Annotated in this window: 13 protein-coding genes and 1 pseudogene; 13 read left to right on the forward strand and 1 reads right to left on the reverse strand. The window is 41.2% G+C overall.

Features of this window, described 5'->3' with window-relative positions:
- Positions 1 to 112: 112 nt before the first annotated feature.
- The 6 genes and pseudogenes from hemB to ACX3PU_RS07835 all read left to right on the forward strand — a co-directional run bounded on the left by hemB (position 113) and on the right by ACX3PU_RS07835 (position 7,019).
- A complete protein-coding gene (gene hemB / locus ACX3PU_RS07810) occupies positions 113 to 1,105 on the forward strand; it encodes a porphobilinogen synthase (RefSeq protein WP_459084434.1) in 993 nt (330 codons plus the stop codon).
- Positions 1,106 to 1,340: 235 nt separating this feature from the next.
- A pseudogene (gene lptB / locus ACX3PU_RS07815) lies at positions 1,341 to 2,066 on the forward strand (LPS export ABC transporter ATP-binding protein); the annotation flags it as partial.
- A 459-nt stretch (positions 2,067 to 2,525) separates the two neighbouring features.
- Positions 2,526 to 4,247, forward strand: a complete 1,722-nt coding sequence (locus ACX3PU_RS07820; RefSeq protein ID WP_459084435.1) for an ABC transporter ATP-binding protein — start codon at positions 2,526 to 2,528, stop codon at positions 4,245 to 4,247.
- Positions 4,248 to 4,316: 69 nt separating this feature from the next.
- Positions 4,317 to 4,886, forward strand: a complete 570-nt coding sequence (locus tag ACX3PU_RS07825) for a cob(I)yrinic acid a,c-diamide adenosyltransferase (RefSeq protein ID WP_459084436.1) — start codon at positions 4,317 to 4,319, stop codon at positions 4,884 to 4,886.
- Positions 4,887 to 4,888: 2 nt separating this feature from the next.
- On the forward strand, positions 4,889 to 5,533 hold the full coding sequence (locus tag ACX3PU_RS07830) for a thiamine diphosphokinase (RefSeq protein ID WP_459084437.1): 645 nt from the start codon (positions 4,889 to 4,891) through the stop codon (positions 5,531 to 5,533).
- Positions 5,534 to 5,627: 94 nt separating this feature from the next.
- Positions 5,628 to 7,019 (forward strand): type III PLP-dependent enzyme domain-containing protein, encoded by a 1,392-nt coding sequence (locus ACX3PU_RS07835; protein ID WP_459084438.1) that lies wholly within the window; start codon positions 5,628 to 5,630, stop codon positions 7,017 to 7,019.
- A gap of 27 nt (positions 7,020 to 7,046) precedes the next feature.
- On the opposite strand, the gene ACX3PU_RS07840 is transcribed toward ACX3PU_RS07835, so the two are convergent.
- Positions 7,047 to 7,709, reverse strand: coding sequence for an HAD family hydrolase (locus ACX3PU_RS07840; RefSeq protein WP_459084439.1), 663 nt, complete (start codon positions 7,707 to 7,709; stop codon positions 7,047 to 7,049).
- Positions 7,710 to 7,784: 75 nt separating this feature from the next.
- On the opposite strand from ACX3PU_RS07840, the gene speB reads away from it, so the two are divergent.
- From speB to ACX3PU_RS07875, 7 genes are all read left to right on the forward strand, one after another.
- Positions 7,785 to 8,636, forward strand: a complete 852-nt coding sequence (speB, locus tag ACX3PU_RS07845; protein ID WP_459084440.1) for an agmatinase — start codon at positions 7,785 to 7,787, stop codon at positions 8,634 to 8,636.
- Between the two features lie 209 nt (positions 8,637 to 8,845).
- The gene (locus ACX3PU_RS07850; protein WP_459084441.1) at positions 8,846 to 9,316 is read left to right on the forward strand and encodes a BON domain-containing protein; all 471 of its coding nucleotides are present in this window, start codon (positions 8,846 to 8,848) and stop codon (positions 9,314 to 9,316) included.
- 8 nt (positions 9,317 to 9,324) lie between these two features.
- Positions 9,325 to 9,744, forward strand: coding sequence for an SH3 domain-containing protein (locus tag ACX3PU_RS07855; protein WP_459084442.1), 420 nt, complete (start codon positions 9,325 to 9,327; stop codon positions 9,742 to 9,744).
- 182 nt (positions 9,745 to 9,926) lie between these two features.
- Entirely contained in the window at positions 9,927 to 11,177 is a 1,251-nt protein-coding gene (locus ACX3PU_RS07860) for a dicarboxylate/amino acid:cation symporter (RefSeq protein WP_459084443.1), read from the forward strand.
- A gap of 33 nt (positions 11,178 to 11,210) precedes the next feature.
- A complete protein-coding gene (gene brnQ, locus ACX3PU_RS07865; RefSeq protein WP_459084444.1) occupies positions 11,211 to 12,527 on the forward strand; it encodes a branched-chain amino acid transport system II carrier protein in 1,317 nt (438 codons plus the stop codon).
- A 77-nt stretch (positions 12,528 to 12,604) separates the two neighbouring features.
- Positions 12,605 to 13,708 (forward strand): Mrp/NBP35 family ATP-binding protein, encoded by a 1,104-nt coding sequence (locus ACX3PU_RS07870; RefSeq protein ID WP_459084445.1) that lies wholly within the window; start codon positions 12,605 to 12,607, stop codon positions 13,706 to 13,708.
- 10 nt (positions 13,709 to 13,718) lie between these two features.
- Positions 13,719 to 13,970 (forward strand): NifU family protein, encoded by a 252-nt coding sequence (locus ACX3PU_RS07875; RefSeq protein WP_459084446.1) that lies wholly within the window; start codon positions 13,719 to 13,721, stop codon positions 13,968 to 13,970.
- Positions 13,971 to 14,000 lie beyond the last annotated feature (30 nt).

Below are 14,000 nucleotides of genomic sequence, written 5' to 3' on the forward strand. Positions count from 1 at the left end.
ACCTGATTTAAATCTGTTTTCTACGACGCTCTCAAAAGGAAAGCTCTCGTATTTTATCCGTAAATTTGCCTTCGAAATGAGAGCGATTTAGCCCTCTTATTAATTTAGTATCATGATAGTATATTCAAGAAATAGAAGACTTCGCACATCGGAGTCCCTTAGACAACTCGTGCAACAAACGGTATTAGGTGTAAACGATCTCGTTTTACCCATGTTTGTAATGGAAGGGAAAGACAAAATCGAACCCATCGATTCGATGCCAGGTGTTTTTAGACGAAGCCTCGATCTTACCGTAAAAGAATGCCAAGAGATTTACAAGATGGGAATCAAAGGGATTAACCTTTATATGAAAGTATCGGAGGATCTTAAAGACAATACAGGTAAGGAGTCTTGGAACGATAACGGTTTGATGCAAACTTCCATCAAAGCCATTAAAGATGCGGTTCCTGGTCTGGTGATTATGCCCGACGTAGCACTTGATCCGTATTCGATTTATGGACATGACGGAATTGTAAACCAAGGCAAAATTGATAACGATGCAACAAACGATGCGCTCGTGAAAATGTCCCTATCTCTTGCGAAAGCAGGAGCTGATGTCCTTGCGCCTAGCGATATGATGGACGCGAGAGTGGCCATGATTCGAGGAGCCCTTGAGGAAAATTCGTACCCTGAGGTGGGAATTTTGAGTTATGCTGCAAAATATGCAAGTGCGTTTTACGGACCGTTTCGTAGTGCATTAGATAGTGCACCTAAAGAATCGGAGCTGGTTCCAAAGGACAAAAAGACCTACCAGATGGATTTTGCAAACTCTAGAGAAGCACTTGATGAAGTTTTGAAAGACGTGGACGAAGGGGCAGACATCATTATGATTAAGCCGGGGATGCCTTATTTGGATATTGTTTCCAAAGTACGAGAAAGCATTGATCTTCCCATAGCCGTGTACCACGTGAGTGGAGAATATGCAATGCTCAAAGCAGCCTCACAGAACGGCTGGATTGACAATGACAAAGCTTTACTAGAAAGTTTAACGTGCATCAAAAGAGCAGGTGCCGATATGATATTCACCTATGCAGCAAAAGAAGTAGCCACACTTTTACAAGCTTAAAATTGCCATTGGTTAGAAAATAAGAAGTAAACATTTTTTAGTTTGCTTCTTTTTTTTGTCTCAATTTTTTCTTTCTCCTTTGCAAAGTGGAAATTTGAAGGCAATCTCCCTCTTGACTTGTCGCATTTAGCCTTAAGAAGAAGAGGAAAATCAGAGCTATGTGTCAGAAATTACGGGCAGCTGCCAGTTAAGGAAGATAGTGCGCACTATTCACAAAATAATTATATTTGTAGCTATGATTTTACGAGGGGAAAATTTAGTAAAGGAATACGGACCGAAAAGAGTGGTCAAAGGGGTCTCGGTAGAGGTAGCTCAAGGAGAAATTGTAGGGCTTCTAGGACCTAACGGGGCTGGAAAAACGACCACTTTCTACATGACCGTGGGACTTGTGAAACCGACAGCGGGAACGATTTTCTTAGATGACAAAAACATCACTTCGGATGCCATGTATAAACGGGCTCAAAAGGGAATTGGATATCTGGCTCAGGAGGCGTCTGTTTTTCGTAAACTTTCTGTAGAAGAAAATATTTTAGGGGTTTTGCAATTGACTAAACTTTCTAAAAAAGAGCAGCAGTATAAATGCGATGAACTGATTGAAGAGTTTTCCTTAGAGCATGTAAGAACCAACCGAGGGGATTTACTCTCCGGAGGTGAGCGACGACGCACAGAAATCGCAAGATGTCTTGCTACGAGTCCTAATTTTATTCTTTTAGACGAACCCTTTGCTGGGGTTGACCCCATTGCCGTAGAAGACATCCAAAAGATTGTGAGAAGTCTTACAGAAAAAAACATTGGGATCTTAATCACAGACCACAATGTGCAGCAGACTCTTGCCATTACGCATAAGACTTATATTATGTTTGAAGGAAGGATCCTTAAAGAGGGGCTTCCGTCGGACTTAGCGCACGACCCCCAAGTAAGAGAAGCCTATTTAGGGGAAAATTTCGTTTACCAAAGTATCGAAGACAAACCGAAGAAAAAAGCGATCGGATATCACATTTGGGCTGGAAATTTTGCAGATCGAGTCGAATTCCAAAATTTCGTGGATGCTCATTATAAAAACGAGGAAAACCTGCGACTCGTCCAAGGTTTTGAAGATATTTCTTTTGCTTCCTTAGCCAATAAGGACCTTGAACATATCTTTAAAAACGTAGTGGATCGCGAGGCAAACAACTCCTTTTTGTTTCAAAAAATCAACCTTCCTTCGTCGTCCTATTTAGAAAATGAAATTCAAAGAGCGAAAAATCTGTCCTCTGCCCAATTGCATTATTTGACTACTTATTCCTCTGAATTCTCTTAAGGCGGTGGGCTTTAGCATCGTTTTTGCTTTGGAAAGAAGGTGGTAAAACCTTTTCGAAAAACAATTACTGTATTAGGGATCTATAAGCAGGTACAGCCTTTTATTCGGCCGTATCGTTTTATGATCATCGGTACCCTTTTTCTGACACTAATCGGAGCTCTAATGGCACAGGTGAATGCGCTTGTGCTCAAGTACACTGTGGACCAAGTAGAAGCGCTTTTAAAGCTGCCAAGCCCCATGGTGGAAGGGATTCATGTTTTGGTGGTCATTTCCGCAATTTTGTTAGGGAAGGAACTTGCCAATATCTTTATTAATTTCGGACAGAAATTCTACGGAGAAAAAATCAGAATTAATACGAGCTCGGTATTAGCGCAAACGGTAATCGATAAGATTTTAACCTACCGCGTCGCCTTTTTCAACGATGAGAATCATCAATCCGGGAAACTACAAACACGAATCGATCGAGGAATTGAGAGCTTAACTCGATTGGTTCAAAATTTCTTTATTGACATTTTGCCTCTTTTCGCGAATGCGGCCATCGCTCTGGTGGTGATGTACATGCAAAATGTATACGTGGGACTTGTTTCGAGTGTCGTGGTACCCATCTACTTTTTTGTAAGCGCTAAGCAAGCCAAACGCCTAAGTGGTGTGCGAAGACAGCTTCGAAATCAAAGAGAGAAAAAGAACTCTGGACTTCTAAACCTCATTAATTCTATCATGGTGATTAAAAGCTTTGTTCAAGAAGGCTTTGAAGGCAAAAAGCAGTACGATTTGCAGATGCAATTAATGGAGAGTCAATTGTATACTCGAAAAACCAACTTTATATACGACGGACTTAAAACTTTTATTGAACAGTTTGGTTTGGTGATGGTGATCTTACTCACCGTGTATCTGGTTTTAAATCAACAAATGACCCTAGGGGCGATTATGCTTCACATTATGCTCTTTAGCAATGTTTCCGCTCCGATTCGTCAATTGCATCGAATTTACGACGATATGAACGATGCAGTTATCTATGCAGAAGGATATTTTGAGATTCTAAACGCGGACGATGAGACGGAATTTAGTGGTTCTCAAACGCCAGCGATTAAAGGAGAATTTGAACTGAAAAACGTGGATTTCACCTATCCAAGTGGAGCGCAAGCGCTAAAGGACGTTTCCATGAAAATTCAAAGCGGTAAAACCACGGCTCTGGTGGGACTAAGTGGAGCTGGAAAATCGACCGTGATCAATTTATTATGTAAATTTTATTTGCCGACATCGGGAGAGATTTGTCTAGATTCTGTCGGGTTAGATCAATACGACAATGCCCATTTGCGAAACGAAATTGGTCTGGTGCTTCAACGCAACCATATTTTTCAAGGCTCGATTGAAGACAATATACGGTATGGGGCTGTGGATGCCACGTTAGAGCAGGTCCAGAATGCAGCAAAGAAAGCGTATTTGCATGACCAAATCATGGAGCTCCCTCAAGGGTATGCCCACGATGCGACGCAACTTTCCGGGGGACAACAACAGAGAATCGCTATTGCGCGACTTTTTTTGAAAGACCCACCCATTATCCTTTTGGATGAACCAACCGCGAGCTTAGATGCCATTGCGACTCAGCAGATTAAAAACTCGCTTGATGCTATTAAAAAAGGACGTACGGTCGTCATTATATCTCATTCCTTATCTCAGATTTTAGATTCAGATCAAATCTATGTGATGGAAAAAGGTCGCGTAGTGGAATCGGGTTCTCATCACGAACTACTAGAAAACCACGGAACCTACAAAAAGATCTTTGATGCTTCCGCACGAAGTCTTAATTTGGATAAATTAGTCGAATCCTATAAGGAATAACTTTGTTTTTGCTACATTTGAAGCTTGCCACGACCTAAGGGTTTTGGCCAAAATCAGAAGTTACAGCATATGAAAATTTACACAAAAACAGGTGACAAAGGCCAAACGGCTCTTTACGGAGGAACCCGAGTTTCGAAGTCGGATCCAAGGGTCGAAAGTTACGGCACCATCGACGAGTTAAACGCGTTTGTAGGTCTTGCCAAGTCAGAAATCCAAAACGAGGAATTGCTTAAACAATTGTCTAAGATCCAGTTCGATTTATTTACTGTAGGATCGGAATCGGCCACCCCGGTGGATAAGTTGTTTTTGGCAAATGGAAAGTCAAGACTGCCTCTTGTGATTTCGGATAAAGAAATTGAAGAATTAGAGCAGTGGATGGATAAGCTCGATGAAAATCTGAGGCCACTTGAATATTTTATTCTACCCTCTGGCGACAAGGGAGCCTGTACACTCCATGTGGCACGAACCATTTGTCGTCGTGCAGAACGGAATTTGGTGGAACTAAGCCAAACAGAAGAAGTACGGCTTGAACTCATAAAATACTTAAACCGACTTTCCGATTATCTTTTTATCGCGGCCCGCTTTGTCGCGCATGAATCGGGACAAAGTGAATCGTACTGGAATCCTAACAATCGCTAGTCGTGGAGAAAAAAGCCCTTTTGTTTATCAATGGTGAGCCCCCACAGAGCATTCCTTCTTTAGAGGAGTATGATCTTGTAGCTTGTACAGACGGCGCCTATTTTTATTTGCCCGCTCTTAAGGTGGATCCTTCCGATCTTGATTTTATATCCGGGGATTTTGATTCTAGACCCATCGATTCGCAATCGGAATTTTTTGATAAACATATTTATACTCCAGACCAAGAACATACAGACTTTTATAAAGCCTTGGAAATCATGGAAGGAAGAGACGTAGTAAAGGTTGATGTGTACGGAGGGAGTGGCGGAGAGATGGACCACTTTTTAGGAAATCTCTCAGTGGCCTATCAATTTAAAGAGAAGTTAGAGATTCGATTTTTTGATTCTTATTCTACGTACTACTTTATTCCACCTTTCTATGAAGTTCAGGTGGACAAAGGGCAACTTGTTTCTCTTTACCCCTTTCCAGAGGCGCATGGAATTCAGACCACTGGACTCCATTGGGAGCTAAAGAAAGAGTCACTTTCCATTTTAGGGCGAATAGGAACTAGAAATTTCGCAGAAAAATCAAATATATCGATTGAATATACCACAGGGGATCTCCTGCTTTTCCTCGGCAATGAGTATGGGAATCAACCCAAAATCTAAATTTTGAGGGCACTTCGAATTTTAGACATTTATATCGCTTTTTTTTCGCAATTTTGCACAAGCAATTAACCCCAAATAGGCTTTTTAAAAAGACATGAAAATAAAGTATTCGGAACTAATCGATCAGACACTTTTCTTCCCTACGGAAGAGTTTAATGTTTCTGAAAATAACCTTTCCTTTCACGACATTCCTTTAATGGACGTGATTGAACAGTTTGGTACCCCTTTAAAGATTAGTTATTTGCCCAAGATCTCTTACAATATCCAAAGGGCGAAAGGTTGGTTCAAGGAAGCCTTCGAAAAACATGAGTATCGAAAGGGATATCGCTATTGTTACTGTACAAAAAGTAGCCATTTTAACTTTGTGTTAGAAGAGGCATTGAAGAATGATATTTCCATTGAAACGTCCTCCGCATACGACATGGATATCGTGAAGGCACTCTATGAAAATAAAAAAGCAGACAAATCCATTGAAGTAATCTGCAACGGTTTCAAAACGGACGATTATCTCCAAAAAATTTCGGAGATGATTAATAGTGGATTTGAGCACATTACACCCATTCTAGACAATTACCGTGAACTGGATAAACTAACGGAAAGTATTGATTCCACGTTTAATATTGGAATCCGAATTGCCTCGGAAGAGGAACCTAAGTTTGAATTTTATACCTCAAGACTCGGCATTGGGTACAAAGATATCATCCCGTATTATTCTCAGAAAATTGCAGAGCATCCTAATGCAAGGTTGAAAATGCTCCACTTTTTCATCAATACAGGAATAAAAGATACGGCCTACTATTGGAACGAGCTTTACAAATGTCTGCGAGTGTACGCAAGACTGAAAAAGATTGCTCCAGAAGTAGACTCCTTAAATATTGGAGGTGGATTTCCAATTAAAACGTCTTTAAATTTTGATTATGACTACCAATACATGGTGGAGGAAATTGTTTTTCAAATCAAGAAGTTTTGTGAGGAAGAAGGAGTAGAAGAGCCAAATATTTATACCGAATTTGGAAGTTTCACAGTTGGGGAAAGCGGCGCGAATTTGTACAAGATCATTTCTCAAAAAAGACAGAACGATAGAGAGAGATGGAATATGATTGATTCCTCTTTTATGACCACTCTTCCTGACACGTGGGCTATTTCAAGACATTTTATTATGCTTCCCCTTAACCGTTGGGATGACTCGTATGAGAGAGTGTTTTTAGGCGGGCTGACCTGCGATTCAGACGATTATTACAATTCTGAACAGCATACAAATGCGATCTATCTACCTGTTTTTAGTGACACCAAACCACTTTATATCGGGTTTTTCCATACAGGAGCCTACCAAGAAACCATTGGCGGGTATGGAGGAGTGCATCACTGCCTAATGCCTCAACCAAGACACGTGCTGATTCAGAAAGACGAAAATGGAGAGTTTCAGTATGAGATTTTCCGTGAAAAACAAGAGCCGCAAGATGTTTTAAAACTTCTTGGGTATTAAATAGAGAGCTGCAAATGCAGCTCTTTTTTATGCAAAGTGCGGAGTGATTTTCTCCAAGCGCAATTCTTCAAAATCGCTAACTACGAGTTTGGCATGGGTATAGTCTTGCCCTTCGCTGTGAGGGCTTTTAAAAGCAGCACAAAAGATTCCTGCTCGCTGACTCGCAAGGATTCCATTGGTGGAGTCTTCAATTACCATGCAATTGGATTTTTCTTCTTTGGCCATTTGAGCAGCCTTTTCGAAAATCTCAGGATGAGGTTTTGAAGCTTTTAAATCCGCACCACTTATTTTTCCTTGGAAATAACTCTCGAGATTGAAGCGCTCAAATACCCAATTGATTGTGTTCATGTGAGCAGAGGAAGCTAAAATTAAGGTGAGGCCATTCTCATGATAATGCTGAATTAAGCTTTTGACTCCAGGAAGTAAATCGAAATGGGGATCATGGTCGAAAAGATTTTTGAAATAGGCCCGCTTTAAGGCTGCGATTTCATTCCACGAATGGTCTAAGTTGAAATTGGCAATTAGACTTTCACAGACTTTCTGCGTGGAACAGCCGGTAAAGGATGAATATAGCTCCGGGCTTACCTCGATGTTTAACTCTTCAAAGGTTTTGTAGTAGGCTTTGCGATGCAGGGGCTCTGTGTCTACAATGACACCGTCCATGTCAAAAAGAATTGCTTTTAATGGCATTTAATTTGGTTTGCAGCAAATTTACGATTTTGAAAATTCTTATCTTTGCCAAGCTTATCAATTAACTTGAAACAAATGAATACATACGCAGGAATTCCAGAAGAAAATGCAGCTAAAGACACTTCTAAAGTGATGCTTTTAACCGTTCCATACGATGGAACTTCCACCTGGGGCAAAGGGGCAGACAAAGGCCCAGAACTTTTTCTCGATGCTTCTGAAAACATGGAGCTATACGATATAGAAACGGGAACCGAACCTTTCCTACATGGAGTCTGGATGGCAGGAGAAGTCACGGAGAATTCAACGCCAGAGCAGATGACGCAGGCAGTGTATGAAAAAACCAAAGAGCTTTTAATGGAGGACGATAAACTCTTTACCTTATTTGGGGGAGAACACTCGGTGTCCATCGGTTCCATCAAAGCGGTAGGGGAGAAATTCGAGAATCTAACGGTTTTACAACTCGATGCCCACACCGATTTAAGACCCGAATTTCATGGCTCAGCCTGTAACCATGCTTGCGCCGTTTACCAGGCAAGCAAGGACCACAATTTGGTTCAAGTTGGGATTCGTTCGATGGATCAAGAAGAAATGGTCCATGTACCGAAAGGACAATGCTTTTGCGCGCATGAAATCCATGGCGATGAAAATTGGATCGAAAAGGTGTTAGAGAAAGTATCGGGGAATGTCTATATTACGATTGACCTAGATGCCTTTGACCCGTCCATTGCACCCTCTACAGGAACGCCTGAACCGGGGGGGCTCGAATGGTATCCTACATTAGAGCTTTTGAAGAGAGTGTTTGAAAAATGCAATGTAGTGGCTTTTGATATTGTAGAGCTTATGGAGAGTACGTACTCTAAACCTACAGCCTTTCTTGCCGCAAAGCTTTATTATAAAATGCTTGCTTATTACCATACTACGAAATAGGCTAGTTCTGTAAAATCATAAAAGCCCTTAGAGCTCGTCTCTATAGGGTTTTTTTTATGAAAATAATCTTGAAATAAGCGCTGTTAAGTTAAGATGAAATGGGAAAAGACAAATTCGAAAGGGAAAGATTTAAGAAAAGTTTAATAGAAAAGTGTAATTCGGCACAGTATTTATTGTTTACTTTTGAGTAACATTAAATCAATAATACTATGAAAAAGACTTTTGCAATGGCCGCCCTTGCGCTTTGTGTATCGATGGCTTCCATTTCTTGTAAAAAGAAAGTAACAGATCAAGAACTTCAAACTCAAGCAACTACGGTAGTTTCAGCGAATCCAACCGCAACTGTTCAGGTCGATGAAGGCGTCGCCCACCTAGGGGGTTCTTTCGCTGACCAAGAATCAAAAGATGCAATGATTGCGTCGCTCAAGGCGATTCCTGGAATTAAAGAAGTAATGGATATGTCCGTTGTGGCACCTCCGGTGGTTGTAAACTCCGTAGATCCTGTCGTTCTTCAGAAAGTACAAGATGCAACAAAAGATTTTCCTTCTGTCACGGTTGAGGTTGTAAATGGACAGCTTACGCTTTCCGGACAAGTCTCTTCAGCGCAAGCAAGAAAGATTAAAGAATCTGTAGACGCTCTAAATGTAGGCGCTTACAATAACAATTTAACTGTAAAATAGAGTAGAATATGAGCACATTACAAGACAAATATGCCACCGTCGTTTCGGCTGCTCAAACGGCAGGTGTTTCCAATTTGCAAGTTCAAGAACAAAATGGAATTTTATATATCAGCGGTACCGCAGGTAACACGGGAGTAAAAGACGAGGTATGGAACGCCCTTGGTGTAATCGATCCTTCTTATACGGCTTCGGATATCAATATTGATGTACAAGTCTCTGGACTGAGTGCAGGGGTTAACCTTACGGTTGCTACGGAAGAATCCAATCTTAATGTAAGACAGAAGCCGTCAACGGATGCTGCCGTGGTTGGAAAAGCGGCGAAAGGTGAACTTGTTACCTTGGTCGAGCAGAGCTCAGACGATTGGTGGAAAATTAGAACTTCCGCAGGAGTGGAAGGCTATGCCTACGCACGCTATTTAAAAGCTTAAATTTAATTTTAAATACTTTTCTTAATTCCTCTTTTGCTTAAAGAGGAATTTTTCATTTTGCTATTAACGAAGTGGTCCTCAGGTTTTTGATGGATTATAAACGGTGTAAATTGTCCTTAAGTCTCATAGGGTGCTAGTTTGGTAAAAAAAACTATATTTGTAACTCTTTGAAAAATAAACCTATGAAAGGACAAAATAAACTCTTTTTCGCCATCATCATTGCCCTTATTTTGGGGATTGTGGCAGGCGCTATCGTGCATTTTCGTTATCCAGAAAACGCCGTCGGATTTTCTGACAACATTAAACTTTTAGGCACCATATTCATTCGTTTGGTCCAGATGATTATTGCCCCCTTAGTATTTACTACCCTTGTGGTAGGAATTGCGAAGATGAGTGATATGAAAATGATCGGACGCGTCGGGACCAAAGCGATGCTTTGGTTTTTAACAGCCTCATTGGTGTCCCTAGTCATTGGTCTTGTCTTTGTGAACTGGCTAGCTCCAGGTAATGTAATTGAACTTGATTTAACCGACACCTCTTCTGCTGGAGAACTCCTTAGTACGACGAAAAGTTTCAGCATGGCAGATTTTGTGAACCATGTAGTCCCGAAAAGTTTGTTTGAAGCCTTTGCAACTAATGAGGTCCTTCAGATTGTAGTCTTCTCGGTTATGTTTGGGGTCGCTCTCGCCAACATGGGAGAAGCTTATACGAAACCTATTGTCAATGGACTTAATGTCATTGCGAATGCCGTATTAAAAATGGTAGGATACATTATGTGGGTAGCTCCTCTAGGTGTATTTGGTGCCATTGCCGCAATTGTAGCTACCAAAGGATTTGACATTTTCACGGTCTATGCCGTGTATTTGCGCGATTTCTTCTTCGCCTTACTCGTTCTTTGGCTGGTGCTATGCCTTGTGGGGTATATGATCCTTGGGAATCGACTCTTCGAATTACTTCGTCGCATCAAAGAACCGTTATTAATTGCCTTTTCGACCACAAGCTCGGAGGCCGTATTTCCAAAGTTAGTGGAAGAGTTAGAGCGTTTTGGGTGTAACAATCGAATTGTTTCGTTTACTTTGCCTTTGGGATATTCCTTCAATTTGGACGGAAGTATGATGTACATGACATTCGCCTCTATATTTATTGCACAGATTTATGGAATTGACATGACAGTAGGCGAACAGATTGTCATGTTACTTGTGCTCATGCTTACTTCGAAAGGTATTGCAGGAGTTCCAAGAGCCAGTCTTGTGATCATTGTGGCCACGTGTTCCATGTTTGGAATTCCTCCGGAAGGAATTGCCCTAATTCTGCCGATTGACCATTTTTGTGACATGGGGAGAAGTATGACCAATGTCCTTGGAAATGCACTTTCTACGGCCGCCGTATCGAAGTGGGAAGGACAGCTTGATAACCATGGAGGAGACCTCTAAACACCGATAAGACTTAAGAAACTAAGAAAGGAAATGAAGAAATATTTTGGCGCTTCCATTACCCTTGGGTTTGCGCTTTTTGCAATGTTTTTTGGGGCGGGAAATTTAATTCTCCCGCCTTTTATAGGACTTCAATCCGGTCAAGAATGGGCCATGGCGATTGCAGGATTTTTTACGACTGGAATTATTGCGCCTTTCTTAGGGGTGCTAACAGTCGTACTCTACGGAAATAGCTTTACGGACCTAGGGAGACGAATTCACCCTGTAGTGGTGAGTCTTCTTGGACTATTGATCATGTTGTGCATCGGACCTTTGGTTGCAATTCCCAGAACAGGTGCGACTACATTTGAGGTAGGGGTCCTCCCTATCGTGCCCGGTTTTAATAAGTATGTTTTTGCCGTTTTGTTTTTTGCAATCGTGTACTTTTTTTCTTCGTCCAAATCGAAAATTGTGGATATTATTGGAAACGTACTGACGCCACTGCTCATCCTCAGTTTAGGTCTGCTTGTCATCGTTGGGATGGTAAGTCCCTTTGCTCCAAGTGTTGAGACGCAGCTAAGTCAAACCAAATCCTTCGTATCTGCTTTTCATGAAGGGTATCAAACCTTAGATGTCCTTGCCTCCGTGATCTTCGCGGGAATTATTATTACCGCTGCAAAACAAAAAGGATTTGATTCTCCACTTGCAAAATTTCGGGTTACCCTCAGTGCAGGTCTTATTTCCATGCTAGCACTTCTCTTTATTTATGGAGGACTGATTTTTTTAGGAGCCCATTCGGGTATTTCCCTTTCTGAGAATTTTTCAAGAACGGAACTTCTATTGCAGATCTCAACGGACCTGTTGGGTTCCAGTGGTACTTATGTGATTTCTGTTGCAGTTGCTTTTGCTTGTCTTACCACAGCGATAGCCCTTAGTTCAGCGATGGGAGGTTTTGCTGAAGATTTCACTAAAGGAAAGATTCCTTATCGTATAGGGGTGCTTGCGACTTGTTTAGTGTCGGCCTTCTTTTCGGTTCAAGGAGTCGACGAAATTATTGAATATGCCGTAGTTATTTTAGGCTTTGTTTATCCAATTACCTTTACGCTGATTCTAACCCTTTTGCTTTTTGGGAAATTTGTCTTTTCGAAACTCCCATATCTTGTCGCCATAGGAGTCTCCACGATTTTAGCTTTGCTTGCGGTGCTGCAGCACTTGGGATTGTTTTCTGAGTCTATCGAATCTTTTAGATCCTCTCTTCCTTTGTTTGAACACAGTTTAGAATGGGTTATCCCCTCCTTTTCCGCTTTTTTAATTGCTTTGTTATTCCATGGTAAAAATCAAAAATCGAGCTCTCACGAGCAGCATGATTGATATCAGCCTCTCTTAATTTTACTGATTCTAAATTGTGGATTAAATTCCGTAATTTTGTGGTATTAGAAAGTGTAAATATGCCAACAAAAATACAAGTTCAAGACTTCCTCAAAGAGATCGAAGTTGATGATTTAGTTACCAATTTGCAAGTGATGGGAGACGATGTTTATATCGACATGAAAGCGCATTCTCCCGCGATGCATGAGAAGAAAAAATTAGAAGTTGCCATGAAGCAGGCCTTTGCTTCTCAATTTGGCGAAAACCTCTCATTAAATTTAAAGATCTCCTCACCAGAGCCCTCTGAGGTTCAACAGAGCCAGATTAAAGGAAAAACCATTCCAGGTATTCAAAATATTATTGCAATAGCCTCTGGGAAAGGGGGAGTAGGGAAATCTACTGTGGCAGCCAATCTAGCCGTCACTTTAGCCAAGATGGGCTTTAAGGTAGGTTTACTAGATGCAGATATTTACGGTCCTTCCGTTCCCACTATGCTTGACACAGAAGGTCAGAAACCAATTTCTGTCGAGGTGAATGGGAAAAATTTAATGAAGCCTGTGGAAAATTATGGCGTGAAGATGCTTTCCATTGGTTATTTTTCTGGGGCGAACCAAGCTGTGGTTTGGAGAGGCCCTATGGCTTCAAAAGCGTTAAATCAAATGATTCGGGATGCCTATTGGGGAGAGCTAGATTTCCTATTAGTGGATCTTCCTCCGGGAACAGGAGATATTCACCTTTCCATCATTCAAGAAGTACCTGTTACAGGCGCTGTGATTGTGAGTACTCCTCAACATGTCGCTCTTGCAGATGTAAGAAAGGGAATTGCTATGTTTACAATGGAAAGTATCAATATTCCAGTCCTTGGTTTGATTGAAAATATGTCTTACTTTACACCGGAAGAATTGCCAGACAATAAATACTATATCTTTGGAAATCAAGGAGCACAGTATTTAGCACAAGATTTAAATATTCCGATTTTAGGGGAAATACCTTTGATTCAAAGTATTAGAGAAGCCGGTGACGTCGGAAGACCTGCTGCGTTGCAAGAAGGCTCAAAAATAGAAGAGGTTTATATCAAAACTGCGCAAGCTATGATCGAGAGTCTAGTGGAGCGGAATACCAATTTACCTCCGACCGAAGCGGTGAAAATCACCACCATGGCGGGGTGTTCACCAAAGAAATAAAACAGACACAATGAAAGAAAATAGAGTTCATGAACAAACAGTAACCAAGGTGCTTGAAGCACTGGAAAGCATTCGTCCGTTTCTTAATGGTGACGGAGGCGATATCGAACTAGTCGATGTAGAAGGCGAGAAAGTGATTGTAAAATTGCATGGGAACTGCAACGGTTGTCCGATGAGCTTTTCGACTATGAAATTAGGCGTGGAAAATACAATTAAGCAATTTGCCCCTGAAATTAAAGAAGTCGTTAATATTGCGGATTAAGTCTAGAAAAAAAGTAATATATGGAGCTGC

The sequence above is a fragment of the Chryseobacterium sp. A301 genome (genome assembly GCF_054489425.1).

Coding starts and splice junctions, on each gene's coding strand:
- brnQ (WP_459084444.1), top strand. CDS start 11,211: ATGAAGAAATATTTTGGCGCTTCCATTACCCTTGGGTTTGCGCTTTTT.
- ACX3PU_RS07835 (WP_459084438.1), top strand. CDS start 5,628: ATGAAAATAAAGTATTCGGAACTAATCGATCAGACACTTTTCTTCCCT.
- ACX3PU_RS07875 (WP_459084446.1), top strand. CDS start 13,719: ATGAAAGAAAATAGAGTTCATGAACAAACAGTAACCAAGGTGCTTGAA.
- ACX3PU_RS07820 (WP_459084435.1), top strand. CDS start 2,526: ATGATCATCGGTACCCTTTTTCTGACACTAATCGGAGCTCTAATGGCA.
- ACX3PU_RS07860 (WP_459084443.1), top strand. CDS start 9,927: ATGAAAGGACAAAATAAACTCTTTTTCGCCATCATCATTGCCCTTATT.
- hemB (WP_459084434.1), top strand. CDS start 113: ATGATAGTATATTCAAGAAATAGAAGACTTCGCACATCGGAGTCCCTT.
- ACX3PU_RS07840 (WP_459084439.1), bottom strand. CDS start 7,709: ATGCCATTAAAAGCAATTCTTTTTGACATGGACGGTGTCATTGTAGAC.
- ACX3PU_RS07870 (WP_459084445.1), top strand. CDS start 12,605: ATGCCAACAAAAATACAAGTTCAAGACTTCCTCAAAGAGATCGAAGTT.
- ACX3PU_RS07825 (WP_459084436.1), top strand. CDS start 4,317: ATGAAAATTTACACAAAAACAGGTGACAAAGGCCAAACGGCTCTTTAC.
- ACX3PU_RS07850 (WP_459084441.1), top strand. CDS start 8,846: ATGAAAAAGACTTTTGCAATGGCCGCCCTTGCGCTTTGTGTATCGATG.
- ACX3PU_RS07855 (WP_459084442.1), top strand. CDS start 9,325: ATGAGCACATTACAAGACAAATATGCCACCGTCGTTTCGGCTGCTCAA.
- speB (WP_459084440.1), top strand. CDS start 7,785: ATGAATACATACGCAGGAATTCCAGAAGAAAATGCAGCTAAAGACACT.